The organism is Streptomyces sp. NPDC048496 (assembly GCF_043200055.1).
Classification (GTDB): domain Bacteria; phylum Actinomycetota; class Actinomycetes; order Streptomycetales; family Streptomycetaceae; genus Streptomyces.
Map to the genome: position 1 here is coordinate 189,608 of NZ_JBICXB010000002.1, position 26,103 is coordinate 215,710.

20 protein-coding genes are annotated in these 26,103 nt (G+C 71.3%); 6 read left to right on the forward strand and 14 right to left on the reverse strand.

From position 1 onward, the window contains the following. Positions 1 to 47 precede the first annotated feature (47 nt). From ACGFSA_RS03085 to ACGFSA_RS03130, 10 genes are all read right to left on the reverse strand, one after another. Positions 48 to 1,373, reverse strand: coding sequence for a hypothetical protein (locus tag ACGFSA_RS03085; RefSeq protein ID WP_393298834.1), 1,326 nt, complete (start codon positions 1,371 to 1,373; stop codon positions 48 to 50). 49 nt (positions 1,374 to 1,422) lie between these two features. Continuing rightward, positions 1,423 to 2,454, reverse strand: a complete 1,032-nt coding sequence (locus ACGFSA_RS03090; protein WP_393298836.1) for a glutamate ABC transporter substrate-binding protein — start codon at positions 2,452 to 2,454, stop codon at positions 1,423 to 1,425. A gap of 11 nt (positions 2,455 to 2,465) precedes the next feature. Beyond that, positions 2,466 to 3,854 carry a hypothetical protein gene (locus tag ACGFSA_RS03095; RefSeq protein WP_393298839.1) on the reverse strand — a complete coding sequence of 463 codons (1,389 nt, stop codon included), beginning with the start codon at positions 3,852 to 3,854 and terminating at the stop codon, positions 2,466 to 2,468. A 313-nt stretch (positions 3,855 to 4,167) separates the two neighbouring features. Next, positions 4,168 to 5,151: an N-acetylglucosamine kinase gene (locus ACGFSA_RS03100; protein ID WP_393298842.1), complete on the reverse strand. Its 984-nt coding sequence runs from the start codon at positions 5,149 to 5,151 to the stop codon at positions 4,168 to 4,170. Beyond that, on the reverse strand, positions 5,142 to 6,428 hold the full coding sequence (locus tag ACGFSA_RS03105; RefSeq protein ID WP_393298845.1) for a 6-phospho-beta-glucosidase: 1,287 nt from the start codon (positions 6,426 to 6,428) through the stop codon (positions 5,142 to 5,144). Before ACGFSA_RS03105 ends, ACGFSA_RS03100 begins: the two co-directional genes overlap by 10 nt. A 2-nt stretch (positions 6,429 to 6,430) precedes the next feature. Then, entirely contained in the window at positions 6,431 to 7,333 is a 903-nt protein-coding gene (locus ACGFSA_RS03110) for a carbohydrate ABC transporter permease (protein ID WP_393298848.1), read from the reverse strand. Between the two features lies 1 nt (position 7,334). Then, positions 7,335 to 8,288, reverse strand: coding sequence for a carbohydrate ABC transporter permease (locus tag ACGFSA_RS03115; RefSeq protein WP_393298851.1), 954 nt, complete (start codon positions 8,286 to 8,288; stop codon positions 7,335 to 7,337). Positions 8,289 to 8,295: 7 nt separating this feature from the next. Further along, entirely contained in the window at positions 8,296 to 9,633 is a 1,338-nt protein-coding gene (locus tag ACGFSA_RS03120; RefSeq protein ID WP_393298854.1) for an ABC transporter substrate-binding protein, read from the reverse strand. 62 nt (positions 9,634 to 9,695) lie between these two features. Next, entirely contained in the window at positions 9,696 to 10,919 is a 1,224-nt protein-coding gene (locus tag ACGFSA_RS03125) for an ROK family protein (RefSeq protein ID WP_393298857.1), read from the reverse strand. 221 nt (positions 10,920 to 11,140) lie between these two features. Continuing rightward, complete coding sequence (locus ACGFSA_RS03130; protein ID WP_393298860.1) at positions 11,141 to 12,205, reverse strand: mechanosensitive ion channel family protein; 1,065 nt, start codon at positions 12,203 to 12,205, stop codon at positions 11,141 to 11,143. A 362-nt stretch (positions 12,206 to 12,567) separates the two neighbouring features. On the opposite strand from ACGFSA_RS03130, the gene ACGFSA_RS03135 reads away from it, so the two are divergent. After that, positions 12,568 to 13,104 carry an HNH endonuclease gene (locus ACGFSA_RS03135; RefSeq protein ID WP_393298863.1) on the forward strand — a complete coding sequence of 179 codons (537 nt, stop codon included), beginning with the start codon at positions 12,568 to 12,570 and terminating at the stop codon, positions 13,102 to 13,104. A gap of 53 nt (positions 13,105 to 13,157) precedes the next feature. Here the strand turns inward: ACGFSA_RS03135 and ACGFSA_RS03140 are convergent, their stop codons facing one another. Genes ACGFSA_RS03140 through ACGFSA_RS03150 form a run of 3 tightly spaced genes read right to left on the reverse strand, consistent with a single transcriptional unit; the run spans position 13,158 to position 18,104 of the window. After that, on the reverse strand, positions 13,158 to 14,501 hold the full coding sequence (locus tag ACGFSA_RS03140) for an FtsX-like permease family protein (protein ID WP_393298866.1): 1,344 nt from the start codon (positions 14,499 to 14,501) through the stop codon (positions 13,158 to 13,160). After that, positions 14,491 to 15,150: an ABC transporter ATP-binding protein gene (locus ACGFSA_RS03145; RefSeq protein ID WP_393299457.1), complete on the reverse strand. Its 660-nt coding sequence runs from the start codon at positions 15,148 to 15,150 to the stop codon at positions 14,491 to 14,493. The genes ACGFSA_RS03140 and ACGFSA_RS03145 overlap by 11 nt, the downstream gene beginning before the upstream one ends. Next, a complete protein-coding gene (locus ACGFSA_RS03150) occupies positions 15,117 to 18,104 on the reverse strand; it encodes a beta-N-acetylglucosaminidase domain-containing protein (protein ID WP_393298869.1) in 2,988 nt (995 codons plus the stop codon). The genes ACGFSA_RS03145 and ACGFSA_RS03150 overlap by 34 nt, the downstream gene beginning before the upstream one ends. Positions 18,105 to 18,425: 321 nt before the next feature. Between ACGFSA_RS03150 and ACGFSA_RS03155 the strand changes: the two genes are divergently transcribed. From ACGFSA_RS03155 to alc, 5 genes are all read left to right on the forward strand, one after another. Next, complete coding sequence (locus ACGFSA_RS03155) at positions 18,426 to 18,656, forward strand: hypothetical protein (protein WP_393298872.1); 231 nt, start codon at positions 18,426 to 18,428, stop codon at positions 18,654 to 18,656. Beyond that, positions 18,657 to 20,813, forward strand: a complete 2,157-nt coding sequence (malQ, locus tag ACGFSA_RS03160; RefSeq protein WP_393298875.1) for a 4-alpha-glucanotransferase — start codon at positions 18,657 to 18,659, stop codon at positions 20,811 to 20,813. Positions 20,814 to 20,833: 20 nt separating this feature from the next. Further along, positions 20,834 to 21,064, forward strand: a complete 231-nt coding sequence (locus ACGFSA_RS03165; RefSeq protein ID WP_393298878.1) for a hypothetical protein — start codon at positions 20,834 to 20,836, stop codon at positions 21,062 to 21,064. A gap of 195 nt (positions 21,065 to 21,259) precedes the next feature. Continuing rightward, a complete protein-coding gene (locus ACGFSA_RS03170) occupies positions 21,260 to 22,180 on the forward strand; it encodes a LysR substrate-binding domain-containing protein (protein ID WP_393298881.1) in 921 nt (306 codons plus the stop codon). 65 nt (positions 22,181 to 22,245) lie between these two features. After that, the gene (gene alc / locus ACGFSA_RS03175) at positions 22,246 to 23,391 is read left to right on the forward strand and encodes an allantoicase (protein WP_393298884.1); all 1,146 of its coding nucleotides are present in this window, start codon (positions 22,246 to 22,248) and stop codon (positions 23,389 to 23,391) included. 119 nt (positions 23,392 to 23,510) lie between these two features. On the opposite strand, the gene pepN is transcribed toward alc, so the two are convergent. Continuing rightward, complete coding sequence (gene pepN / locus ACGFSA_RS03180) at positions 23,511 to 26,087, reverse strand: aminopeptidase N (RefSeq protein ID WP_393298887.1); 2,577 nt, start codon at positions 26,085 to 26,087, stop codon at positions 23,511 to 23,513. Positions 26,088 to 26,103: the final 16 nt, after the last annotated feature.

Here is a 26,103-nt window from a genome sequence, read left to right on the forward strand (position 1 = left end):
CCGCCGCCGCAGCGGCCCGTTCACCTTGCGCGCACGCCTACGCGTACTCATCGCCGGTCCTTCGGCGCGGACGACCGGCGGACGTCCAGCAGTTCCGCCACCGCCTCCTGATAGCGCAGCACCGCCTGCCCCGCGACCCGCAGATCGCACGGGGCGCTCCACAGCATCCGGCGCGCCGCGTCGTACCGCTCGATCAGCACCGGGTCCTCCGCCAGTCCGTGCCGGGCGACCTTCGCCTTGTACGCGTCCAGCCGGCCACGCAACTCCGCCCGGACCGCCAGCGGCGCGGTGACCGCCGACAGCGACTCGCGGGCCCGCAGCAGTTCGTCCTCCGTCTCCCGCTCCAGCGACTCCAGCAGCGGGGAGAGCCGGTGCCACTGGGCGTGCCTGCGGTACTCCGACGCGGCGGCCAGCCGCTCCTGCAGCGCGGTCGGAGGACCGCTGACCGCGGGCACCTCGGACGCGGCGATCTTCGCCAGCACCTCGCCGCGCGCCGACCGGGCCTCGGCCAGGGTGCGGTCCGCGCGGGAGAGCACGTCGCGCAGGTGGACCAGGCGCTGCTCGGCGTCCTGGCGGACCGCGAGCACCGCCTCGATCTCCCGCCGTACGTCGTCCAGCGCGCGGGCCGCCCGGTCGTAGCGCGTCGTGTCCGGACGTCCGCCGCCGGGCGCCGCGCTGCCGGGGCCCGGCAGCCAGAACGCCAGCGGGTCGGAGATCACCCGGACCCGCAGCGTGGCCAGCTCCTGCGTGATCGACTCCAGGTCGTCGCCGGCCGGGTGCTCCCCGGGACGCACGCCGACGGAGTGTGCCAGCGAACGCGTCCGGTGCAGCTCGGCGGCGAGCAGATCTATCCGGGCGGGCAGCGCGGACCATACGGAGTCGGAGGCGACGACCATGTCCAGCGAGCGCGCGTACAGCTCGTTCATCCGGGCGACCAGCTCCTCCAGCGTGAACCGCTCGGAGAGCCTGGCCGGACCGGTGATCGACGGATCGGGCCGGGTGGCGGTGGACGCCACCGTGACGCCCTGGCCGCGCAGAAGTTCGGTCAGCGCCAGCAGGTCGTCACGGTTGGGGAAGCGACGCCTGGCCCGTATCTCACGTGCCGCTTCGATCGCCCCGGCGTAGGCGTCGAAATACCCCCACAGCAGCGTGATCGACTGCTCGGTGGCGGCCCAGCGCTCCTTGGTGACACCGGTCAGATCGGCGCCCTCCAGGAGCCGGCGGCCCGCATGGTCCTGCAGGGCGAGGAGCGAGGTCTCGATCGCCTCGTGCTCCGCGCCGAGCCGGGCCAGCGCACGGTCCGCCTCGTCCCGGTCCATGACCGGGCCGGGGGGCCTCCCCGCATAGCCGGGGAAGGGGCCCGCGACGCCCATCGATCACCTCTTCGCTCTCCCCGCCGGGCGGACCCGGCGGGATCAAGGACTAATTGCTCCGGTACTTGGGCACAGGCGGCGCCGTTATGCCGGGCAGCCCGGTCGCCAGCCACTTCCGGTACGACACCATCCAGGGGCTGTCCGCACCACCCTTGCGGTAGTCGACCAGCACCTGGTTGACCCGGGCCACCAGGTCGTTCGCGCCGTGCTTCGTGGCCACGCCGTAGTACTCGGTGGTGAACGGCTTGTCGCCCTTGAGGACGACAGCCGGATCCTGGGCGGCCTGGCCCGCCGCCAGCGCGTTGTCCGTGACCACCGCGTCGACCTCGCCCAGCTGCAGCCGGACCAGGCAGTCCAGCTGGTTGGGGACGGTGAGCCGGTCCTCGTCCGCCTCCGTGCCGTCGTGCTCGTCCTTGAAGACCGCGCCGAAGGACTGCTTCTCCAGCGCCTCGTAGGCCGTGGAGCCCTCTGCGGTGCAGACCCGCTTGCCGGCCAGGGACTTGTCGTATCCCGTGATCGGTGAGTCCTTCGGTGCGAGGACCTGCTGCCCGGCCTGGAAGTAGGCGGTGGAGAAGGAAACCTGGTCGAGCCGGCTGCAGTTGATCGTCATCGTTCGCACGACGACGTCGACCTTGTCGTTCTCCAGGGCGGCGATGCGCTGGTTGGTGGGGATCGCCCGGAAGATCACCTTGTCGGGGTCGCCCAGGATGTCCTGCGCGATGGCCCGCACCAGATCGATGTCGAAGCCTTCGAGTCTGCCCGTCTCCCGGTTGCGGTAGCCCCAGCGGAAGCTGTTCTGGTCGACCCCCGCGATCAGCTTGCCGCGCGCCTTGATCTTCGCGATGCCCGGTCCGTCGGCGCTCGACGGCTGCAGGCTCGCCTCGGGGTCCTTGCAGTCGCCGGCCCGGGCGGGCACCGCCGTCGCCGTACCCGGCCCGGAGACACCGGCACCGAAGGAGTCGGCGTCGCCGTGCGAGAGCGGCAGCAGGGTGAGCGAGGCCGTCACCGCGCAGGCCACGGCCATCCCCGTCACCCCGCCCCAGCCGCGCAGTCCGGCCCGGGCGGAACCAGTCCTGGTCATCGCTCCCCCTCTCACCGGTACTCCGACAGCCTGCGGTTGACCCCGATGATCGCGGCGACCGCGGCCAGCGCGGCGAGAGCCGCCGCCCCGACCGGCAGCCCGCCGAGCGCCCCGCGCCCGTCCTTCGCGGCCCGGGTGAACTCGCCCTGCTCATGGGCGAGTGCCTGCTCCAGCGCGTCGTCCACCCGGTTGAAGGACTCCCCGGTGGACTCCTTCGCCCCGATGATCTGCTTCAGCGCGCCCTCGTAGTCGCCGTTGTCGTCGGTCTTGCGGGCGGTCCGGTGGCGGGTCTGCCACTCGGAGACACCGCTGATGGCGTTCGCCACCGGCCCGCTCCCCTGGGAGTCGTCGGCGAGCTTCCTGGCCGTCCCCAGCTCATCGCCGAGGGCCTTCATGCCCGTGGTGTAGTCGGTCTCGTACTTGTCGTTCCTGCCGTCGGCGGTGAGCACCGCGCCGCGGGCGACCACGGTCAGGAGCTCATTGGCGCGTGCCTTCAGCGAGTTGATCCGTGCCTGGTTGAGCACATCGAGCGACTGCTGCCCGTGCACATCGGCGTCCCGCAGTTCGGTGCGTGCGACCGTGTGTCCCACGGCCAGCCACAGCACCAGCACGGTGGACGCGGCGGTCGCGGCGAGCAGCCCGTGATTGAAGACCCGGTTCGTCCTGCGGTAGTTGCGCCGCTGCGCCCAGAACAGCCCGCCCACCGCGACGATACCGAGACCCAGTGAGAAGAACGGCCAGGCCCGGGCGGAGTCGTAGTCCTGGTCGAGCCGTCCGGTCTCCGCCGTGTACAGCCGCTCGGCGGCGGGGAGGAGCTCCTTGGACATCTTCTGGTTCGCGTACCGGAGGTAGGCGCCGCCGAGCGGCAGCCCCTGCCGGTTGTTGGCGCGGGCCCGCTCGATCAGGCCGGTGTACCGGGGCAGTTCCTGGTTGAGCGTGGCGATCTCCTGGCCGGACGGCGACGCGGCGTCCGAGGTGGACGCCGCCTTCACCAGCAGCCGGGACGCGTCCTTGATGTCCTTCTCGTACCGTTCGCTGACATCGCGCGGTTCCTGCGCCCCCGCCAGGAATCCGCTGGCCGCCGCGGTGTCCGCATCGGCCAGGGAGCGGTAGATGTTCGCCGCCTCGGCGGTCAGCGGCTGACTGCGGCTCACCACGTCGTCTGCGGCGGCCGCCCGGTCGGAGACCTCGATCGCCGTCACGGCCCCGAACGCGACGACGAGCGCCGCCAGCAAGGCCCCGATGATCTGGAGCCTGCCCGGTTCGGTCGTCGCCGCGGAGCGCAGCCGCGCTGCCGGCTCGGACCACGCGCCGCGCCGCGGCGCGGGCACGGAAGCGGGCGCGGGCGGCTGGGCCGGCACCTGGTCCGGCGCCGTGCGCACATTCGGCGGGTATGTCACGTGACCTCCCCCTCGGTCGCTGACGGTGGCCGTTCCCCCGGCCGATCAGGGGACTGGCACCCGGCCAGAAGTATGGCCGCAGGGACCGACATCCACACCAGGAACGCCTGGATCGTGCATCGGCCCACGGATGCACCACGCATTCGATCAAGGCAGGCGCCGCCGATCAAGACGAATCGGCGGAGCAATCCCCGAAGCGGACCGATCTCCCCACTCATGAACACGTTCGGGACAACTGATCGGTTCCCTTACGCAAGGGGCGTCCTGCGGCGTGATCGCCGCAGGACGCCCTCACACGCTGTCTGCCGAGATGTCAGCCGTACTGCGCACGCAGCCTGCTGTGCACCTCCGGCGCAGCCCCCGTGTGGTCGAGCCCCAGCAGTCCGGCACCCAGCACCGGCGGCTCCCGCACCACCCGGACCACCGCCTTCGGGGCCCGTGCCGCGAGGAGTTCGGCGATCCGGTCGTCCAGCTGCGGGTGGCGCGCCGCCAGCACGCTGCCGCCCAGGACCACCGGTGCCTCCTCGTCCAGCAGCCCGAGGCGGGTCAGCGCGACCGACGCCATCGCGACGACCTCCTCCGCCAGCCGGTGCACGAGACCGCGCGCCACCGGGTCCCCGGCCGCACCGGTCGCGAACAGCACCGGCGTCAGCTCGTGCCGCCGCTCGAACCCGATGTGCCCCAGATGCAGCGCCTCGATCAGCGCGTACATCGAGTCGAGCCCGAAGTGCGCGGGCAGGGTGCGCGCCAGCTCGGTCGGTTCGCCGCGCCCGTCCTCGGCCCGCGAGGCGAACCACATGGCCTCCTCGGCGAGGCCCGAACCGCCGCCCCAGTCACCGGAGATCCGGCCGATGGCGGGGAAGCGCGCGGTCCGCCCGTCGGGCACCATGCCGACACAGTTGATCCCCGCACCGCAGACGACGGCCACGCCCCGGGGCTCGTCCACCCCGGCACGCAGTATCGCGAACGTGTCGTTGCGGACCTCCACCGTGCGACCCCAGTCACGGGCCCGCAGCGCCGCGGCGAGCGCCTGCTCCTCGACCGGGAGATCGGCATTGGCCAGACACGCCGACACATGCGCGACGGAGTCCACCGGCTCGCTGTACGCCCGCGCTTTCGCCAGCGCCTCGCCGATCGCCGAGGCCAGGACGTCCACGGCCACATCGATGCCGACGGTCGGCGGCTGGAAGCCGCCTCCGCGCACCGAGCTCAGCAGCGTTCCGTCCGGTCCGATCAGGGCCACATCGGTCTTGCTGTTCCCCGCGTCGATGGCGAGGACCGCAGCGTTCACGCCCACGCGAGGTGCTCCCGGTTGTGCGCGATCAGCTTGTCGGTGAGCGCCTCGGCGTACTCGAACTGGCCGATCAGAGGGTGGGCGAGCAGCGCCTTGAACACTGCGTCTCTCCCACCCGCCCGCGTGGCTCGGTCGCCGAGCAGCGCCGCTTCCAGGGCGAGGTCCTCGTACGCCGTCACGTTGGCGATCAGCCCCGCGTACAGCGGGTCCAGCTCCGGCACGGCGAGCGGCGTCGCCCCCGTGCCGTCGACCCGGGCCTGCACCTCGATCACCGCGTCGTCCGGCAGGAACGGCAGCGTCCCCTTGTTGTACGTATTGACGACCTGCACCGCCGAACCGCCCGAGCCCAGCAGCGAGGACGCCAGGTCCACGGCCGCCTCCGAGTAGAACGCGCCGCCGCGCTTGGCGAGCAGCGCGGGCTTCTCGTCCAGCGCCGGGTCGCCGTACATGGAGAGGAGTTCCTTCTCCATCGCGGCGACCTCCGCCGCCCGGGACGGCTTGGTGCCGAGCTCCCGCACGACCTCGTCGTGGGCGTAGAAGTACCGCAGATAGTACGAGGGGACGACGCCGAGCCGGTCGACGACCGCCCGGGGCATGCGCAGATCGCCGGCGATCGCGGCGCCGTGCTCGGCGAGCAGTTTCGGCAGGACGTTCTCGCCGTCAGGGCCGCCGAGCCGCACCCCGAGCTCCCACGTCAGGTGGTTGAGCCCGACATGGTCGAGGTGCACCTCACCGGGGGTGACGTCGAGCAGCCTGGCGAATTTCCGCTGGAAGCCGATGGCCACGTTGCACAGACCGACGGCCTTGTGACCGGCCTGGAGCAGCGCCCGGGTCACGATACCGACCGGGTTGGTGAAGTCGATGATCCAGGCGTCGGGGTTGGTGCGGCGGACCCGCTCGGCGATGTCGAGGACGACGGGGACGGTGCGCAGCGCCTTGGCGAGGCCGCCGGCCCCGGTGGTCTCCTGGCCGATGCAGCCGCACTCCAGCGGCCAGGTCTCGTCCTGGTTGCGGGCGGCCTGGCCGCCCACGCGCAGCTGGAGCAGGACCGCGTCGGCGCCGGCGACGCCCGCGTCGAGGTCCGCGGTGGTGACGATCCGCCCCGGGTGGCCCTGCTTGGCGAAGATCCGCCGGGCGAGGCCGCCGACGAGGTCGAGACGGTCGGCCGCCGGGTCGACGAGCACGAGCTCCTCGATGGGCAGCGTGTCCCGCAGCCGGGCGAAGCCGTCGATCAGTTCAGGTGTGTAGGTGGACCCGCCACCAACTACTGCGAGCTTCATAGTCAGCCTTTTACTCCGGTCAGTGTGACGCCCTCGACAAAAGCCTTTTGAGCGAAGAAGAAGACGAGGATCACGGGGGCCATGACCAGTACGGTCGCGGCCATGGTCAGGTTCCAGTCGGTGTGGTGCGCCCCCTTGAAGGATTCCAGGCCGTAACTGAGCGTCCAGGCGGCCGGGTTCTCGGAAACGTAGATCTGCGGACCGAAGTAGTCGTTCCAGGCGTAGAAGAACTGGAACAGTGCGACGGCCGCGATGCCCGGCCTGGCCATCGGCAGCACCACCTTGAGCAGGGTGCGCAGTTCGCCGCAGCCGTCGACCTTCGCCGCGTCGAGGTACTCGTTCGGGATGGTCAGCAGAAACTGCCGCAGCAGGAAGATGGAGAAGGCGTCACCGAAGGCCATCGGGATGATCAGCGGCCAGAGCGTGCCGGACAGGTCCAGCTGCTTCGCCCAGAACAGATACATCGGGATGACGACGACCTGCGGCGGCAGCATCATCATCGAGATGACGAGCATCAGCGACAGCTGTCGGCCGCGGAAGCGGAACTTGGCGAGCGCGTACGCCACGGGCAGCGACGACACGACCGTGAGGACGGTGCCGAGTCCCGCGTACAGCAGGGTGTTCTTCCACCACGTCAGGAAGCCCGGGGTGTCGAACACCTTGCGGTAGTTGCTCCACTCGAAGGGGTGCGGCCACAGATCGCGGGTCAGCGCCTGCTGGTCGCTCATCAGAGAGGTGAGGAACAGGAAGACGAACGGCAGCACGAAGAAGAGCGCGGCCGCGACGCCGAGCGCGTGCACGGCGATCCAGTTCAGCAGCGCCTTGCGGCGTGCGACGCGCTCGGCCGGGGTGACCGGTCCGGCCGACGGGCCGGCGGCCTTGAGGGTGTCGAGAGCCTGCGCCACGTCACTCACCTGCCTGGATCAGCCCGCTGCGGCGCCGCATCAGCAGTGCGGTGAACGCCATGGCGAGTACGAAGAGAACGAGCGCGACCACACAGGCGGAGCCGTAGTCGAAACGCTGGAAGCCGAGGTTGTAGACGAGCTGCGGAAGCGTCAGTGTCGACTTGTCGGGATAGCCCGGTTCGAACTGCTGCCCGGAGCCGCCCATCACCCCCGAGGCGACCTTCCCGGCCACGAGCGGCTGGGTGTAGTACTGCATCGTCTGGATGATCCCGGTGACCACGGCGAACATCACGATCGGCGAGATGTTCGGCAGCGTGACGAAGCGGAACCGCTGGTACGCGGTCGCCCCGTCCAGCTCCGCCGCTTCGTACTGCTCCTTGGGTACGTCGAGCAGCGCGGCCATGAAGATCACCATCAGGTCGCCCACACCCCAGACCGCGAGCGCGGTCAGGGCCGGCTTGGACCAGGTGGCGTCGGTGAACCAGCCCGGCGTGGGCAGCCCCAGATCGCCGAGGAGTGAATTGACCGGCCCCGTACCCGGGTTGAGCAGGAAGACGAAGCCCAGGGTCGCCGCGACCGGTGGCGCCAGGTACGGCAGGTAGAACAGGGTCCGAAAGACGCCCGTACCGGTCTTGATTTTGGTGATCAGCAGACCGATGCCGAGGCCGAAGACGACCCGGCAGCTGACCATGACCACGACCAGCCACAGCGTGTTCCGCAGGGCGGGCCAGAACAACGTGTACTCGTTGAAGACGTACGACCAGTTCTTCAGCCCGTCGAACTTCGGGGGCGCGAAGCCGTCGTACTGGGTGAAGGAGAAATAGACCGTGGAGAGCAGCGGGTAGGCGAAGAAGACGCAGAACCCGATCAGCCACGGCGACAGGAAGGCCGCCGTTCGAAGCGCCGCGCGGCGGCGCTTCGAGCGCAGCGTGTACGTGCCCGTACGTGTGCTCATCGCGGTTCTACTTCGCCTGTGCGATCGCCGCGTCGATTTCCTTGGCGGTCTTCTCCAGACCCGCCTTGATGTCCGTCTGCTTGCCCTTCTCGATGTCGAATCCGAGGTTCTGCAGGGACACCAGGTACGCGCCGCCGTTCACCGAGGGCGGGGTGGTGGTGCTCTTCGGGTTCGCGGCGATGTCCAGGAAGGTCTTGAACCGCGGGTCGTACTTCAGCTTCGGCGACTTCAGTGCCGCCAGCGTGGACGGAACGTTGTGAATGGCGTTGGCGAAGTCGACCACCGCGTCGGTGTCGGTCGTCATGAACTTCACCAGCGCCCAGGCCGCGTTCTGCTTCTTCGAGGTGGCGGCGATACCGGCGATGGTGCCGGTCAGATAGCCCTTGCCGTAGGTGTCGGCCTCGTCGTCGGCGACGGGCATCGGGGCCACCCCGATCTCGAACTCCGGCTTGGTCTCCTCGGCCATCCCGAGCCGCCACTCGCCGTCCAGCTGCATGGCCACCTGGCCGGTGTGGAACGGGTGCTTGGCGCCCCACTCGTCACCGAGCGCCGTACGGTACTTCTCCAGCTTCTCGTAGCCGCCCAGGTCGTCGACCAGCTTCTTCTGCGTGGTCAGCATCGACGCGAACGCCGGGTCCTTGGCGATGTTCGACGTGCCGTCGCCGTCGAAGTACGTCGGGTTCCAGCCGCCGAGGTAGTGCTCGGTCGTCGACTCGTAACCGTGGTAGTTCGGCATGAAGCCGAGCTGCTCGTACGAGTCGCCCTTGGTCTTCGTCAGCTTCTTTGCGTCCGCGGCAAGTTCCGACCAGGTCTTCGGCGGGGAAGCGATACCCGCGGCCTTGAAGGCGTCCTTGTTGTAGTACAGCCCGTAAGCGTCCCCGAGCAGCGGCAGCGTGCAGCGGACCCCGTTGAACTGGGTGTACTCGTTCATCGCCTTCGGGAACGTCCTGTCCGCGTCGATCCCGTCCTTCTTCAGGAAGGAATTCAGGTCGACGAACGCCTTGGACGAGCAGAACTTGCCCACATTGTTCGTGGTGAACGAGGAGACCACGTCCGGGGCCTTGGAACCGCCGGCCCGCAGCGCCTGGTTGATCTTGTCGTCGGTCATGTTGCCGACGACCTTCACATGGATGTTGGGGTGCGCCTTCTCGAAGGCGTCGACGTTGGCCTGAATTCCCTTGACCTCGTTCGGGGCACTCCAGCCGTGCCAGAAGGTGATGGTCGTCTCCTTGGACGCGTCATCGTGGGCACCGGAGTCGCTCTGACCGGTACAGGCGGAGGCGAGAAGGGATATCGCGGCGGTCGCGGCGAGCGCGGCGGCCGTCTTCCGGCGGTTTCCGGACATGGCGGAGTCTCCCGATGAAGGGTTGGGGCGGGGAAGGGACGGACGTGCGAAGGGCGGGCGGGTCAGCGCGACGTGTCGAAGACTTCGTCGCGGGTGGTGGCGAGGGCGCTCTCCAGCGCCCCGCGCAGTACGGGCCGACGCGTGACGCCACCGATGATCAGCCGGGGCCGGGAGGCCGCCAGTTCGGCGAGCTCCCCCTGTACCCGGGCGCGCAGCGGTTCCCCGCCGGAGGCGATCAGCTCGCCGGAGAGCACCACGAGTTCGGGGTCGAGAACGGCGACCATGGAGGCCAGACCGGTCGCGAGGCCGGTGGCGAACAGATCGAGGAGCCGGGCATACGGGCCGTCCTCGCCCTGCTCCACCGCCGCGGCGGCCCGGGTGATCAGGCCGGCCGCGGCCTCGTGATGGGTACCGGTGGCGCGGGTCAGCTCGTCGTCGATGCCGAGCTTCCGGGCCAGCCGGGACAGCACCTGGGCGCCCGCCAGCTCCTGGAAGCCGCCCGAGTTCGCCTTGGTGACCTGACGGACCAGCGGGACACCGGGCACCGGCAGGAAACCGACCTCACCGGCGCCGCCGGTGAAGCCGCGGTGCAGCCGTCCGCCGATGACGAGGGCGGCGCCGAGCCCCTCCTCGTTCCACAGCAGGACGAAGTCGTCGTGGCCGCGGGCCGCGCCGAGCCGCTGCTCGGCCACCGCGACGAGGTTCACGTCGTTCTCGTACTCGACCGGCATCGGCAGGAAGGCGGCCAGCTCGTCGAGCAGGGTGGGGGAGTGCCAGCCGGGCAGGTGGGAGGCGTACCGCAGCCGCCCGGTACCGGGGTCGAAGGCACCCGGCGTACCGATGACGACACGGTGCACATCGGAGCGGGTCAGCCCGGCATCCTTGACCGCGCCGTCCAGCGCGTCCGCCACCTGCCGCACCACACTGTCGGCGCGCCGCCCGGGGGTGCGCAGCTCGAACTCGCCGACCGTCTCGCCGGTCACATCGGCGACGGCGGCGACGATCCGGTGGGCGTTCACATCGAGACCGGCGACATGGGCGGCACGGGCGTTCACCGCGTACAGCTGGGCATTGGGGCCGGGCCGTCCCGCGACGGTGCCGGTGGCGACGACCAGACCGGCCGCCTCCAGGCGGGCCAGCAGCTGCGAGGCGGTGGGCTTGGAGAGGCCCGTCAGCTTCCCGATCCTGGTCCGGGAGAGGGGGCCGTGTTCCACCAGCAGATCGAGGGCGGCCCGGTCGTTCATGGCCCGCAGGACGCGGGGGGTTCCCGGTGTCGTTCCGGCCATGCGTGCTGCACCCGCCCTCTGTTAGGAAAGTTTCCTATTTGGTGAGAGGACGGTAGGGCGCACGTCACCGACGCGTCAATGGGCAGAGCGCCGGTGGCAACCAAAGCGTTATCCGGGGAGCGGATCACGGGACAGCCCTCAGGCGCTTTCCGGCGTCAACTGCTGCACCACTGCTGCTCGACCCCGTTTTGACGCCGAAGGGCGCCCGTGGTTCCGCGGCGCTACTTGGCCAGGTTCGACGGCGGGATGGGCGTCGTGGCCAGCGACTGCGGGGATGTCGTCGACGCGTACGCGGACGGGGCAGCCATCCCGGCGGTCGGGTCGGCCGACGAGGGCTCGTCCGGTTGGGCCGGCACGCCACCGACCATCCGGATGCCCGCCTCGTCGAAGGCCAGTTTGATCCGCCAGCGCAGCTCGCGCTCCACGCCCAGCGCCTTGCCCGGCATCGTCTTCGCCGTCACCCGGACCGTCATCGAGTCCAGGAGTACGGAGTCCAGCCCGAGGATCTCCACCGGACCCCACAGGCGCTCGTTCCACGGGTCCTCCTTGGCCATCAGCCCGGCGGCCTCGGTGATCACCGTACGTACCCGGCCGAGGTCCTCCGTGGGGCGTACCTGCACATCCACCCCGGCGGTCGACCAGCCCTGGCTGAGGTTGCCTATCCGCTTCACCTCGCCGTTGCGGACGTACCAGATCTCACCGTGGTCACCGCGCAGCTTGGTGACCCGCAGACCGACCTCGATGACTTCACCGGAGGCGACGCCCGCGTCGATGGTGTCCCCGACGCCGTACTGGTCCTCAAGGATCATGAAGACACCGGAGAGGAAGTCGGTGACGAGGTTGCGCGCACCGAAACCGAGCGCCACACCGGCGACACCGGCGGAGGCCAGCAGCGGCGCCAGATCGATCTGGAAGGCGCCCAGGATCATCAGGGCGGCCGTACCGAGGATCAGGAACGACGCGACCGAACGGAGTACGGACCCGATGGCCTCGGAGCGCTGACGGCGGCGTTCCGCATTGACCAGCAGGCCGCCGAGAGCGGTGCCCTCGACGGCTTGGGCGCTGCGGTTCATCCGCTCGATGAGCTTGGTGAGAGCACGGCGGATCGCGCTGCGCAACATGACCGCGATGACCGCGATGAGGACGATGCGCAGACCGGTGTTCAGCCAGGTGGACCAGTTCTCCTCCACCCAGCCCGCGGCGTGGCCGGCCTGCTTGGCGGCTTCGTCCAACGAGCCGCCGGGCTCGGGTGACGGGGCTGCGGCCAACAGGGCGGACAGGGACACGACGGAACCTCCAGATGGATGTGGGCTGCCCAACCACACTAACGGGGCATCGGGAGTGCTCCGTTGCAGTGACGGAGGGGAGAGGCACGTCTCACCCGGGGATATGGAAGGGGCAGCCGGTTCCGGAACGGGTTGCGAGGCCGGGTGTGGCCGATCGCACATCGATCCCGGGACCGCTCCGGCAACGGCCTCCTGAGCGCCTGTTCCGGCGCTTGCGGGCCGTCCGGACGGCAGGGACCCGGGAAAATCCTTCCGGCCCGTTACCCGCACGTGGTGGCGGATTGACCAGGCATGAGGAGAGACTGAGATCGGATCGTCCCGGCGCGAGCCACGCGCCGCCGGCGTACAAGGAGGCATCCACCGTGCCGCATGTCCTGGTTCTCAACGCGTCGTACGAGCCGCTCGGCGTCGTACCGCTCCGCCGCGCGCTCGTCCTCGTCCTGGAGAACAAGGCCATCTGCCTTGAGGAGTCAGGCGCCCTCATGCACAGCGCCAGCCGCGCCATCCCAGCCCCGAGCGTCGTCCGTCTGAAACGGTTCGTACGGGTTCCCTACCGGGGGCCCGTTCCACTGACCCGCCGGGCGCTCTTCGCCAGGGACGGCGGGCGCTGCATGTACTGCGGTGCCGCCGCGACCAGCGTCGACCATGTCATCCCCCGCAGCCGAGGCGGACAGCACGCCTGGGACAACGTGGTGGCGGCCTGCCGCCGCTGCAACCACTTCAAGGCGGACCGGCATCTGCCGGAGCTCGGCTGGCGGCTGCACCAGCAGCCCGCCCCGCCGACGGGACTCGCCTGGCGGATCATCGGGACGGGACACCGGGACCCGCGCTGGCTGCCGTACCTGCAACCCTTCGGCGCGGACGACGCCATGGCCCGGATCGATGGCATTTCAGCCTGACGATCCGGGCTTTCGCGTATCCGGGGAGATGCGGCTTCGCGCAGTGCCGCGCGCTACGTGAACCGCAGCTCCGCGGGGTGCACCGCCCGCCGCAGCAGCGGCAGCGAGGCCGACGCGGCCAGCAGACAGGCGGCGTACACCACCACGGGTACGAGCAGCGGAAGCATCGACGGGACGGCCCTGGGAGCCACCAGCAGGGCGTACGAGAGGTGCACCGCCATGCCTCCGATGCCGGCGAGCAGGACCGCGGGGGCCAGCGGGAGCGCCGTTTCCAGGAGGAGGGTCCGGGCCAGAACCGTCCGCGGTACTCCGGCCGCGGTCTGGGCGGCGAGTCCCCTGCGGCGGGTGGCGACGGATTCGGCTGTGCCCACCGCGAGGCCGAAGAGGCTGATGACGAGAGCCACCAGGACGGCGGTCCCGGCGAGATCGATCCCCGTGGTGTAGAAGCCGAGGTCCTCCGCCGTGTAGCCGCCGCGCCGGTGCAACTCGTCGAGCAGCACCTGCCGTACGCCGACGAAACCCACCCCGACGACGGTCACCAGCAGCAGAGCGGCATGGGTGCGCGCGGCGGCCCACGGGTCGTCCTTGAGCCGCCCCGCGGCGATCAGCACCGCGGCGCTCTTCGCGCGGAGGGTCAGCCAGCGGCCCATGAAGGAAGCCGTCGCTCCGGCCAGCCAGACCGCACCCGCTCCGATGACAAGCACCATGGCGAACACCGTGAACGGGACAGTCACGTCGCCGGGATGGCCGTTGCGGTCGGCAAGGAGGAAGAGCGCCACGGCGATCAGCGCCGTCGGGACCAGGAGCGCGAGCAGCGTCCGGTTCCCGTTGTCCGGCCGGACACGGCGCACCCAGCCGAGCGGCGAGGCGACCACCCGCCGCAGGGCGAGTGCGCTCACCAGCGCGGCCACGACCGGCACGGCGAGGACAACCAGCACGAAGGCCACCCATGCCACCGGCGGCGGCATGTGACCGACGGCGGCGAGGACCGCGGCGAAGACGGCCAGCGCGCCGGCCGATCCCGCCAGGCACGCGAACGCGGACTCCAGCGCCGAGATGCGCCGTACCTGCGCGGGCGACGCCCCCGCGAGCCGCAGCCCGGCCATCCGCCGGTCGCGGTGCACGGCGCCGATGCGGGCGCACTGACCGAGGAAGCCGAGCACGGGGACGAGCAGGAGCAGCAGCGTGACCACCACACCGGCGCGCTCGCCCGGCTGGTTCAGCAGGCCGTGTGCGTAGGGGATCGACACCTGCCCGGCGACGGCGGCGACCGTGACCGCCGCGAGGGCGAAGCCCGTGGCGACCAGCGCGCCCACCGCGGTGAGCGAGATCCGCCACCACTCGCGGCGGTGCGAGCCGCGCGTCAGGATCCATGCGATGCGGGCGTCAGCCTTCATGGCGGGCGGCCTCCCGGACGGTGACCGGCGCAGCGTGGACGGCCCCGTCCCGCAGCCACACTTCGCGGTCCGCGTACGCGGCGACCTGCGCGTCATGGGTGATCAGCAACACCGCGGTGCCGGTCTCGCGGGTGGCGTGCACCAGGGCCGTCATCACCTGCTCCCCGGCGAGCGAGTCGAGTGCCCCGGTCGGCTCGTCCGCGAAGACCGCCTTCGGACCGGTCACCAACGCGCGTGCCAGTGCTACGCGCTGGCTCTGGCCGCCACTCAGCTCGCCGGGCCGCAGACCGGCGTGGCCGCGCACCCCGAAGCGTTCCAGCCATTCGCCCGCCCGTGCCTGTGCCGCGGCGCGGGACGTCCCTGCGAGCAACAGCGGCAGTGCCACGTTGTCGAGCACGGTGAGTTCGGGGATCAACTGCCCGAACTGGAACACCACGCCGAAGTCGGTGCGCCGCAGTTCGCCGAGCCGGGCCTCGGAAAGCCGGTCGAGCCGCTCCTGTCCGTACGAGACCGAACCCTCGTCGGGGCGGACGATCCCCGCCAGGCAGTGCAGCAGCGATTGCCGGTCGGGTGGTGAACCGCCCCTGGTTCGCAGGGCGGCGTGACCGCGTGCGGCTACCGGGCGACGGCGTACGCCTCCACCGACCAGAGCGAGTAGCCGAACTCGGTGCCCCGGCCGTCACCCTGGATCCTGACGAAGCGGGTGTCCGGCGCGTCCATCCGGACGGACTCCAGGCCGCCCTTGCCGTCCCGGACGGTCGCCGCCGTACGCCAACTGCGGCCGTCCGCGGAGACCTGTACGCGGTAGCGGGAGGCGTACGCGTCCTGCCACCGCAGCACCACCTGCCCGATCCTGGCGGGCTCCGCCAGTTCCGCCTGCCACCAGGCGCCGTCCTCCGCCGGGGACGACCAGCGGGTTGCCGGATCGCCGTCCGACGCGGCGGCCGCCGGGAAGTCCGGGGTCTCGTCGCCGGACGAGGAGACGGTGGCCGTACGGGCCAGATCCGGGCCGGCGGTGCGCGGGTAGGCCCGGACGGTGAGGGTGCTCTCCCCGCCGGCGAAGTGGAACGGCACCTCGTACTCGCCCGCCGGGGTGTCCGCCGGGACGGTGATCTCCACAGGGACTTCGGTACGGGACCCGCGCGGCACCGTCGTCTGCTCGGGGACGGACACCTTGATGCCCTTGGGCGCCTTCGCGATGAGCGCCCCCCGCACCTCGGCGGGGCGGCGGGCGGCGAGCCGTGCCTGCACTCGCTGCGGGCCGCCGCCGATCTCGGCGTCGGTCTCACCGCGTACGAGATCGAGCCGGGCGGCGGGTTCGTCACCGAACCACGGCACGAGGGCGCGCACCTGGAGGGGTTCGGCGGTGGGGGCGGTTCCGGAGACGATCGGCGGCAGCACGCCCGCGTTCGTGCCCGTCGCCAGGGAGGCAGTGGGCCAGATGACCCGGATCGCGTCGGCGCGCAGCCCCTTGGTCGATCTCTGGGTCCAGCCGGTCCCCGAGACCGGGCCGAGACTGCGCCAGCCCTCGCCCGGCACATGCGCCTGCAGCGTCGCGTCCGCCTCGGCGCCGGACACCGTCATCGCGGTCACGGCCTCCAGCGGGCGGGCCCGGTTCAGCCGGACCGTGTAGCTGCCCGGGGTCCCGGTCACCGTCCCGGTGTCCCGGTCCGCGCCGGTCCAGGTGTCGGCCTCCTTGCGCACCCGGTCCAGGAAGGGGTCGAGCACCCCCTTGCCGACCGTCGCCCCGCTCGCCCTGACCGCCGTGCGCAGCGGCTCCAGGGCCAGCGACACCTTCCACGCGGCCGCGCCGTCGCCGCGTGCCTGGGCCTGCAGCAGATCGACGGCGAGCTCGCCCGCCTGCCCGTACCGGGCCAACTGCTCCGTCCAGGGCCGCACTTCGTCGTCGAGCCGCCCGTCCGCCGGGCCCTTCAGCCGCTGCGGGGCCTCCCGCATCACGGTGAAAGCGGCCCGCAGCTCGCGTGCCGCGTCGGCCCGCGCCGTGGCGTCCGCCGTCGTACGGGAGTTCCAGAACGCGGCGAACAACGGCTGCAGATACGCCGACTCGTCGCCGCCCAGCACGGACGTCGCGCTGTTCCCGGCCAGCGCCCGCAGCGCGTCCCGGGTGCGGGCGTCGCCGCCCGCCAGATCGTCGATGGCCGCCTGCCAGGACTCCTGCGCCCGGTAGCCCTTCGGATTCCAGGCGAAGTCGGCGGCGGTGAACAGCGGGATGCGGGACGCGGACGGCTGCTCCATCGCGTTGGCGAGCAGCGCCGCCGAGCCGATCGCGACCGCCGGGTCCCGGCCGGTGTACGGGCCGAGGAAGATGCGGTCCTGTGCGTAGTCATTGACCGGGTAGTTGTCCATCGTGACGAGCGGATGCCGGAACGTGGCGCGCGCACCGGCCAGTTCCCCACCGGTGATGGTCCTCGGCACCACCCCGACGCCGGTCCAGGCGATCTGCACGCGGTCGTCCAGCTCCTTTGCGAGAGCCGCGCGGTAGTCGGTGACCCCGTCCTGGTAGAACTCCGTCGGCATCACCGACAACGGCTCCGCATCCGGGTACCGGTCCGCGAGATGCTGCGCCACCTTGTCCGCGACCCGCGCCTGGGCCCTGGCCGCCGCCTCGGGTCCGCTGCCGAAGGTGTCCGGGTCGTCGTCGCAGTGCCATTCGCTGTAGCTGACGTCCTGGAACTGCAACTGGAAGACGCGCACGCCGAGCGCCCACATGGCGTCGATCTTCCGCGTCAGCGCCTTCACATCGCTGTCCGAGGACATGCACATGGCCTGGCCGGGGGAGACCGCCCAGCCGAGCGTCACATGCTGGGCGCGGGCCCGTTCGGCCAGTGCCCGGAAGTCGGCGCGCCGTTCGGCGGGGTACGGATCGCGCCAGCGGGCCTGCCGGTACGGGTCGTCGCCCGCCGCGTAGAGGTACCGGTTCTGCTTCGTCCGGCCCATGAAGTCGATCTGCGCGAGCCGTTCCGCGCGCGTCCACGGATGCCCGTAGAACCCCTCGGTCACGCCGCGTACGGCGGTGCCCGGCCAGTCCCGCACGGTGACCCCGGCGACGCTTCCGTTCCGGATCAGCTGACGCAGCGTCTGCACGGCGTGGAAGAGACCGTCGTCGCCGAGGCCGTCCAGGGCGACGGTGGGGCGGCCCGCGACCGTACCGACCGCGATCCGGTAGCCGCCGGACGGCAGATCGGCGCGCTCCGGGGCGCGCAGGGCCCGAAGGGCGTCCTGGGCGTCGTCGCCGCCGAGCCGGATGACCGGCCCGCGGCCCGGCAGCGCCTCGTGGACGGTCCGTGCGCCCGCGTCGCGCAGCACCTGCCGGGCCGCGTCGAGGGCGTACGGATCGGTGCCAGCACCGGCGAGGAGGGTCACCTCGGTGGAGAGCGGTACGGCGGCTCCCGACGCCTTGATGGTCTGCGGGCGCGGCCACACGGTGGGCAGCGCGCCGTCGTCCGTACGGTCGGCTGCCGAAAGGGCGGGAGAGCCGGGGGCCGAGGGTGCGGCGAAGGCGGCCGGGGAGCCCGTGGAGAGCAGTCCGCCGAGCACGGCGGCCGCGACGGCCGCCGCCTGCTTTCTGCGCCTGAGCTGCATGCCGTACTCCCTCGCTCCCGTCGATGGGCTCCGAGCCCACCACCCGGGCGCGAGGGTGTCAATGCGTGTGACCGTTGTGCCGTATATGCCCGATGTGGCGGTTGGGGTGAGGTGCGGTCAATGATCGGCGGACCACAGCAGAGATGGCGCCGAATGGCCGAAAACGGCGGACGGTTTACGGGTAACCGGCCCCCGAGGAACGGAATGTGACCCAGGGCACGTTGGAGTCGTTGTTGGAGCGCCTATGTCTGCGGTCGCGCCCGCTGGGTAGGCCTGCTGTGTCCACTGCTGTGTCCACTTGTCCACGGCCAGGAGGCCGCCATGCCCGCTGCCGCGCAGCTTCTGCTCTCCGCCCTGACCGAACAGGTGCCGGGTCCCGGCCCGCTCACCGGCGAACCCGCGTACGCCGACGCCATACCCCTCACCAGCGAGCCGCCGCTCGCCGCAGCCACCCCTTTGACGAGCGAGCCGCCGCTCGCCGTCGCCGCCCCGCTGACCAGCGAGCCGACCGCCCCCGGCACCGCGGGGGGCACGGAGTCCCCAGGAGTCTGAATGGGCCTGTCCCGGCTCGCCGCACTGCACGGTGTCGCCACCTCCTACTCCCCGTCCGCGGATGTCACGGTGACCGTCCCCGACGACACGGTGATCACCGTGCTCGCCGCGCTGGGCGTGGACGCCGCCACACCCGAAGCGGTACGGGAATCACTCGCCGCCGCCGAGTCGGCGGCCGCCTCCCGGCTGCTTCCGCCGACGCTCGTGGTGTGGACCGGGGAGCCCCTGCCGCCCGCCCTGACCGCACTGCGCCCCGGCACCACACTGGACATCGAGCCCGAGGGAGCGGCCGCATCGCCCCGGCCGCCACGGATGAGGGTGCCGGGCGGACAGCCGGATCCGGCCGTTTCCGCGGTGAGCGCTGCCACCCCCGCCTGGTGGGCCGAACCCCCGCTCGGCGTGCACCGGTTGACCGTGCGCACCCAGCACGGCCGGTCCGCCACCACCACTCTGATCGTCGCCCCCGTCCGGGTGCCCCAGCCGCCCCGGCGCACCCATGGCTTCCTCGTCCAGCTCTACTCCCTGCTCTCCGGCCGCTCCTGGGGCATGGGCGACCTCGGCGACCTCGCCGACCTCGCCGCCTGGTCGGGCCGGACCCTCGGTGCCGGGTTCGTCCAGGTCAACCCGTTGCACGCCGCTGTACCGGGCAGACCCACCGACCCGTCCCCGTACCGCCCCTCCTCGCGCCGCTTCCCCGACCCCGTCCATCTGCACATCGAGTCGATCCCGGAGTACGGGCACGTGCGGGACCGGGCCGCCCTCGACGACCTGCGGCAAAGTGCCGAAGCCCTCAGCGAAGCGGTCCTGAACAAGGGCGCCCTGATCGACCGGGACGCCGTCTGGGAACTCAAGCGCCAGGCTCTCGAACTCGTATCGGAGGTCCCGCTGACCCCCGGCCGCCGCGCCGCCTACTGCGACTTCCTCGCCGAGCAGGGACAGGCCCTGGAGGACCACGCCCTGTGGTGCGCCCTCGCCGAGGTGCACGGCTCCGACTGGCACGCCTGGCCGCCCGGGCTGCGCGACCCCCGCTCCCCGCGGACCGCCCGCGCCCGCGGCGAGCTCCTCGACCGGGTCGACTTCCACTGCCGGCTCGCCTGGCTCACCGACACCCAACTCGGCGCCGCACAGAGGGCCGCGCGGGACGCCGGGATGGCGGTCGGCATCGTCCACGACCTCGCCGTCGGCGTACACCCCGGCGGCGCCGACGCCTGGGCGCAGCAGGACGCCTTCGCGCACGGCATGTCGGTCGGCGCGCCCCCGGACGCGTTCAACGCGCGCGGCCAGGACTGGGGGCTGCCTCCGTGGCGCCCCGACGTCCTCGCCGCGTCCGGCTACGCCCCGTACCGCGGACTGCTCCGCGGTCTCCTCGCCCACGCGGGCGCCCTCCGCATCGACCACGTCATGGGTCTGTTCAGGCTCTGGTGGGTTCCCGAGGGAAAGCCGCCGACCGAGGGCACATACGTCAGTCATGACGCCGAGGCGATGCTCGCCGTCCTCGCCCTGGAAGCGCACCTGGCCGGCGCGGTCGTCATAGGGGAGGACCTCGGCACGGTCGAACCCGGCGTACGCGAAACACTCGCCCGGCGCGGAGTGCTCGGCACGTCCGTGCTGTGGTTCGAGCGCGACTGGGCGGGCACCGGCCGCCCGCTGCCCCCGCAGGACTGGCGCGAGGGATGCCTCGCCACCGCCACCACCCACGACCTGCCGTCCACCGCCGCCCGGCTGACCGGCGACCATGTGACGCTCCGCCACCGCCTCGGCCTGCTCACCCGCACCCTGGAGCAGGAACAGGCCGAGGACGCCGCCGACACCGCCGAGTGGCTCGCCCTGCTCGCCCGACTCGGACTGTTCCCGGAGGGTGAGGGCGACGAGGAGGGCGCGGTCCGGGCCGTCCACCGCTTTCTGCTGCGCACCCCCGCCCGCATGGCCGGCATCTGGCTCCCGGACACGGTCGGCGACCGCCGCCCGCAGAACCTGCCGGGCACCTGGGACCAGTACCCCAACTGGCGGCTGCCCATCGCCGACGCGGAGGGCCACCCGGTCACCCTGGAGGAACTCGCCGCATCCCCTCGCCTGCACCGCCTGATGGAGGTCCTCGACCCCGAGAACAGTCACCCACGTCCCCGTACGGCACCCCCGGGCGCGCGCCGCTCCTAGGCGTTCGCTACGTTTGTAGCGTGGACAAGAAGAACGCAATGCGCACCGGCGCCGTGGCGGCCGGTACGACGCTGATGATGCTGCTCATGTCGTCCCCCGCGCTTGCGCTGACGCGTGACGACGGTGACGACCCGGGCCCCGGCCTGAGCGCGATCCAGACGATCGGCCTGTACGTCGTGGCCCCCATCGCTCTGTTCGTGATCATCGCGGGCCTGGTCATGCTCCTGGACAAGTCCAAGAAGCAGGCCTGACCTTTCGGTTGCGCGGCGCCAGAACTGCGTAGCCCCACGAGTGCTGTCCCAGGGCGCCTCGACGTGCGTAAGGCACGTCGAGGCGCCCTGTTGTGCGTTCCGGCGGAGCACACTTCCTCATCATTAAGACCGACCGGCAAATGGGGGGTGGGAGAAGGAGCGGGCCGGGTCCGCGGCGGCGGATAATGTGCGGACATGACCGAGTGGGACATCAAGAAGCTCCGGATTCTGCGCACGCTGAGCGAGCGCGGGACCGTCACGGCGACGGCCGAGGCGCTGCTGATGACCCCCTCCGCGGTGTCCCAGCAGCTCTCCAACCTGGCCAGGCAGCTGGGCGTACCCCTACTGGAAGCACAGGGCCGACGCGTCCGGCTCACCGACGCCGCACACCTCGTACTCCGCCACGCCGAAGCGGTCTTCGCCCAGCTGGAGCGCGCCGACGCCGAGTTGACCGGCTACCTGCGGGGCGAGGCGGGGGAGGTGCGGGTCGGCGCCTTCTCGACGGCGGTGCCCGCGCTCGTCGTACCGGCGGTCCGGCTCCTGCGCGCCGACGACCGGCCGGGACCGTCGGTACGCGTACGGGAGGCGGAGGCCGCGGAGGCGTACGAACTCCTGTCGGCCGGCGACGTCGACCTCGCGCTCTCCCTCGCCGCGCACGCACCGACCGCCCACGACCCCCGCTTCACCCTTCTCCCCCTGCTGACCGACCCGCTCGACGTCGCCCTCCCCGCCGGTCACCGGCTCGCGGACGCCCCAGGGCTCCGGCTGGCCGACCTCGCCGCCGAACCGTGGATCTTCGGCGGCTCGGGCCCCTGGTCGGAGATCACCACGGCCGCGTGCGAGGCGGCCGGGTTCGTGCCGGAGCAGGCGCACAGCGCCTCCGGGTGGACCGCGATCCTCGCCATGGTCGAGGCGGGCATGGGCGTCGCGCTGATCCCCCGGATGGCATCGGCGGAACGCCGCAAGGGTGTGGTGATGCGCGTTCTGGGGGCGGACCTGCCCAGGCGCCATGTGGTGGCGGCGGTACGGCAGGGGGCGGAGGAGGGCCCGGCGGTGGCCCGGGTCCTGGCCACGCTCAAGCAGGTCAGCGCGGCCCGCGCGAATACATTCAGCTGACCTGAAGGAATTGTGCGAAAACTTTCGATGGACCTGATGGTTCATCCGGCGCGACAGTTACGCACATGACTTTCGACGCGAACGAGACCACGGCCTCGGACAACGACCCCCACGCCAACGACGCGGCCCCGTACGGCGGAGGCGACCCCTACGCCGACTACCGCGCCGGCGACTTCCCCTTCACCGAACTGGTGGACCTCGCCGACCGCCGCCTCGGTGCGGGCGTGATCGCCGCGAACGACGAGTTCTTCGCCGAGCGCGAGAACCTGCTGATCCGCGAGCGCGCCGTGTTCGACCCCGAGCACTTCGGGCACAAGGGCAAGATCATGGACGGCTGGGAGACCCGCCGCCGCCGCGGCACCGACGCCGCACACCCCTTCCCGGCGCCCGAGGACCACGACTGGGCCCTCGTCCGCCTCGGCGCCCCCGGCATCATCCGCGGCATCGTCGTCGACACCGCCCACTTCCGTGGCAACTACCCGCAGCGCGTCTCGATCCAGGCGACGTCGGTCGAGGGCTCACCCAGCCCCTCCGAACTCCTCGCCGGCGACGTGAAATGGGAGGAGATCGTCCCGCCGACCCCCGTACGCGGCCACGCCGCCAACGGGTTCGAGATCACCGGCGGCCGCCGCTACACCCACATCCGCCTCTGCCAGCACCCCGACGGGGGCATAGCCCGCCTCCGCGTCCATGGCGAGGTCCTCCCCGACCCCGCGTGGCTGGCGACCCTCGGCACGATCGACCTGATCGCGGTGGTCAACGGCGGTGCGTACGAGGACGCCTCGGACCGCTTCTACTCCTCACCGACCCAGATCATCCTGCCCGGCACCTCCCGCAAGATGGACGACGGCTGGGAGAACCGCCGCCGCCGCGTACGCGACACGAACGACTGGGTCCGCTTCCGCCTGGTCGCCCAGGGCGCGGTCCGCGCGGTCGAGATCGATACGGCCTGCCTCAAGGGCAACGCGGCCGGCTGGATCGCCCTCCAGGGCCGCAACGGCGAGACGGGCGAATGGTTCGACATCATCCCCCGTACCAGGCTCCAGCCCGACACCCTCCACCGCTTTCCCCTGCGCGCCCAGGCCGTGGTCACTCACGTCCGCCTCGACGCGTTCCCGGACGGCGGCGTGGCCCGCATGCGCCTGCACGGCACGCTCACGGAATCGGGCGCAGCGGACCTGGCCGCCCGCTACGAGGCCGCGGGCGCGTAGCCCCACCCTTACGGCCTCCCCCGCGACAGGGAGTGGGCTCCCGGGGGACGCGAAAGAGGCACGCAAAGGGGGCGCTCCCCGAAGGAAGCGCCCCCACTGCTCAGCTGCTGCTGTTACTGCTAGGCGGTCGCCGCCGCCGCGTCCGCGGCCTGGGCCTTCAGTGCGCGCTCCACGCCTGCCCGCGACTCGGAGATCAGCCGGCGCAGTGCCGCGCTCGGCTCCGTCGAGTCCAGCCAGGCGTCCGTCGCGTCCAGGGTCTCCTGCGAGACCTGGAGGGACGGGTAGAGGCCGACGGCGATCTGCTGGGCCATCTCGTGGCTGCGCGAGTCCCAGACGTCCTTCACCGCTGCGAAGAACTTCTCGGAGTACGGGGCCAGCAGCTCACGCTGGTCGGTCTGGACGAAGCCGCCGATGACCGCCTCCTGGACGGCGTTCGGAAGCTTGTCCGACTCGACGATCGAGGCCCATGCCTCCGCCTTCGCCTCGGCCGTGGGGCGTCCCGCGCGGGCGGTCGCCGCGTGGCGTTCGCCGGCGGCCGTCCTGTCGCGCTCGTACTCGGCGGCGATCTCGTCCTCGTCGAGCAGGCCGACCGCGGCAAGTCGCTCGACGAACGCCCAGCGCAGTTCGGTGTCGACGACGAGGCCCTCGACCGTCTCCGTGCCGTTGAGCAGCGCCTGGAGCAGGTCGAGCTGCTGCGGGTTGCGGGCCGATGCCGCGAGTGCGTGGGCCCAGGCGAGCTGGTGGTCGCTGCCGGGCTCCGCGGCGCGCAGGTGGGCGAGCGTCGCCTCCGTCCAGTGCGCCAGTGCCGCCTCGCGGGACTCCGGCGCCGCGTACAGGTCCAGGGCCAGCTTCACCTGGCGGTGCAGCGACTGGACGACGCCGATGTCCGACTCCTTGCCGATGCCGGACAGGACGAGCGAAAGGTAGTCGCGCGTGGCGAGTTCGCCGTCACGGGTCATGTCCCAGGCGGAGGCCCAGCACAGGGCGCGCGGCAGCGACTCGGTGAAGTCGCCGAGGTGCTCGGTGACGACCCGCAGGGACTCCTCGTCGAGGCGGACCTTCGCGTACGACAGGTCGTCGTCGTTGAGGAGGATGACCGCCGGACGGGCGGTGTTCGCCGGGAACGGGACGGTGGTGCGTTCGCCGTCGACGTCCAGCTCGATCCGGTTCGTACGGACCAGCTTGCCGGAACCGTCGAGGTCGTAGCAGCCGATCGCGATCCGGTGCGGGCGCAGCGTCGGCTCGCCCTTGGCGCCGGCGGGCAGCGCCGGGGCCTCCTGAAGGACGGTGAACGACGTGACGTGACCGTTCTCGTCGGTGGTGACCTCCGGGCGCAGGATGTTGATCCCCGCCGTCTCCAGCCACGCCTTCGACCAGGTCTTCAGGTCGCGGCCGGAGGTCTCCTCCAGCGCCCCCAGCAGGTCGGACAGGCGGGTGTTGCCGAACGCGTGCGCCTTGAAGTAGGCCTGGACGCCCTTGAAGAACTCGTCCATGCCGACGTACGCCACCAGCTGCTTCAGGACCGAGGCGCCCTTGGCGTACGTGATCCCGTCGAAGTTGACCAGCACGTCGTCCAGGTCACGGATGTCCGCCATGATCGGGTGCGTGGACGGCAGCTGGTCCTGGCGGTAGGCCCAGGTCTTCTCGGAGTTGGCGAACGTGGTCCAGGAGTTCGGCCACTTCGTGCCCTCCGCGTACGCCTGGCAGGCGACCGAGGTGTACGTGGCGAACGACTCGTTCAGCCACAGGTCGTTCCACCACTCCATGGTGACGAGGTCGCCGAACCACATGTGCGCCAGCTCGTGCAGGATGGTCTCCGCGCGCCGCTCGTACGCCGCGTCCGTCACCTTCGAGCGGAACACGTACTGGTCGCGGATGGTGACCGCACCCGCGTTCTCCATCGCGCCCGCGTTGAACTCCGGGACGAACAGCTGGTCGTACTTGGCGAACGGGTAGTCGTAGTCGAACTTCTCCTGGAACCAGTCGAAGCCCTGCCGCGTGACGTCGAAGATCGCGTCCGCGTCGAGGAACTCGGCGAGCGAGGGACGGCAGTAGATGCCGAGCGGAACGGACTGGCCGTCCTTCTCGTAGCTGCTGTGCACCGCGTGGTACGGACCGACGATCAGGGCCGTGATGTACGTCGAGATGCGCGGCGTCGGCTCGAAGACCCAGACGTCGTCCTTGGGCTCCGGGGTGGCGGAGTTCGAGATGACCTTCCAGCCCGTCGGCGCCTTCACGGTGAACTGGAAGGTCGCCTTCAGGTCGGGCTGCTCGAAGCTCGCGAACACCCGGCGGGCGTCCGGCACCTCGAACTGCGTGTACAGGTACGCCTGCTGGTCGACCGGGTCGACGAAGCGGTGCAGGCCCTCGCCGGTGTTGGTGTACGCGCAGTCCGCGACGACCCGCAGCTCGTTGGAGCCCGCCTGCAGGTGTGGCAGTGCGATCCGCGAGTCGCGGAAGACGGCGGCCACGTCGAGGGCCTTGCCGTTCAGCTCGACCTCGTGCACGGCCGGGGCGACCAGGTCGATGAAGGTCTCCGCACCGGCTTCGGCGGAGTCGAAGCGCACGGTGGTGACGGACCGGTAGGTGCCGCCCTCCTGTGCGCCGGAGAGGTCGAGATCGATCTCGTACGCGTCCACGGTCAGCAGGCGCGCCCGCTCCTGTGCCTCTTCGCGGGTCAGATTCGTGCCAGGCACCCGGTCATCTCCTTGA